Source organism: Odoribacter sp., from assembly GCF_985060555.1.
On sequence record NZ_CFKYFN010000030.1, the window covers coordinates 1 to 1422 of the forward strand.

2 protein-coding genes and 1 pseudogene are annotated in these 1422 nt (G+C 40.9%); all 3 read left to right on the top strand.

Going from position 1 to position 1422, the window contains the following annotated elements; all coding sequences use genetic code 11:
• Nucleotides 1-125: 125 nt before the first annotated feature.
• Nucleotides 126-266 (top strand): annotated as a pseudogene (locus tag AC5RDS_RS03625) (beta-galactosidase); the annotation flags it as partial.
• Between the two features lie 40 nt (nt 267-306).
• Complete coding sequence (locus AC5RDS_RS03630; RefSeq protein ID WP_147347810.1) at nt 307-432, top strand: discoidin domain-containing protein; 126 nt, start codon at nt 307-309, stop codon at nt 430-432.
• A gap of 168 nt (nt 433-600) precedes the next feature.
• Entirely contained in the window at nt 601-1305 is a 705-nt protein-coding gene (locus AC5RDS_RS03635) for an NUDIX hydrolase (protein ID WP_370752008.1), read from the top strand.
• The last annotated feature ends 117 nt before the right edge of the window (nt 1306-1422 follow it).

The following is a 1422-nucleotide window of genomic DNA, read 5'->3' on the forward strand; positions in this document are numbered from 1 at the left end:
ATTACCTTTATTCCCCAATTACACAACTTTTTTTGAAATATTTTAATGATTTATGCCACAAAACATATTTTAATAGAAATTTTGGTGCGGTTGCCCTGTGTTGGGATTGTGTTTCCAAAAGTCCCCCTCTGATGTGTAGCGAATTTTGGCCCGGTTGGTTCGACCATTGGGGATGTCCCCACGAAACCTGGAGTACGGAAGCTTTGGTAGAAGGAATGAAAGCTATGCTGGACCGGAATATTTCGTTTAGTCTTTATATGGCACACCGCTTATAGTGGGCAGTAACCGAAGCATCTCCACCAGATTGTGACCGATCTGGGAGAGGTGACTGAAGTGACCGGTTTCCGTTATCTGCCGCGGGCAGAAGCGAACCTGCCGGGGATGATCAAAGACTATCGGATTTTTGTGAAAACCGAACCGTTTAAATATTAAAGCGATATTTTCATTTTGTCGGCAATCGGGCTGCTACAAAAGAAAATGCAAAGATGCGCGAATCGGTATACGAGAAATAGAAGCTTAAGTGTATCTTATACTTTTAACTGTAGAAAAAATTTGCCTTATAATTATTTTTTTGCTTGTTTTGTAAAAAAATTTTACGAGGTGGAAAGTATAAGGTATTATGAACAAGAGGCTGATTTCAAAGTCGCTGTAGATTGTATTATTTTTGGTTTCGATGAGGAAGGATTAAAGTTGTTGTTATTAAAGCGGAATTTTGAACCTTGTAAGGGAGAATGGTCTCTGATGGGAGGTTTTTTGCGGGCGGATGAGAATCTGGACCAGGCGGCGGAACGGGTATTGAGGGATTGCACCGGCTTGGAAAAAGTTTATATGGAGCAATTGATGACATTCAGTGATGTGGGGCGTGATCCTGGAGCCCGTGTCGTTTCTGCCGCTTATTTTGCTTTGATGGATATCCGTAATTATGATAAAGAGGCGGTGAGTTCATATAATGCAGCATGGGTACTGTTGGAACAAGTGCCTCCTCTGATCTTCGATCACAACCAGATGGTTACGAAAGCTTTGGGGCGTTTGAGGAGACGGGCGACCAATTGTCCGGTAGGTTTCAACCTGTTACCTCAGGAGTTTACGCTTCCTTCTTTACAGATGCTTTACGAGGCGATTTTCGGATGTGAAATCGACAAACGTAATTTCCGGAAGAAGATCCATAGCATGAATATCCTGATCAATACGGGTAAAAAGGACTACTCTACTTCGAAAAAAGGAGCTTATCTCTACTCTTTCGACGAAGAAAAATACAATAGTATGCTCGAGAATGGATATAACCAGAACTTTTTTAATATTTGATATTATTAGAGTTATAAAGCAGGGCGACCGCACCAAAATTCCTCTAAAAAGTTTATCATTGCAAAATGAATACCTCTAATTATTTTTCAGAAGTGACAGATCCTCGTGTAACAGGTC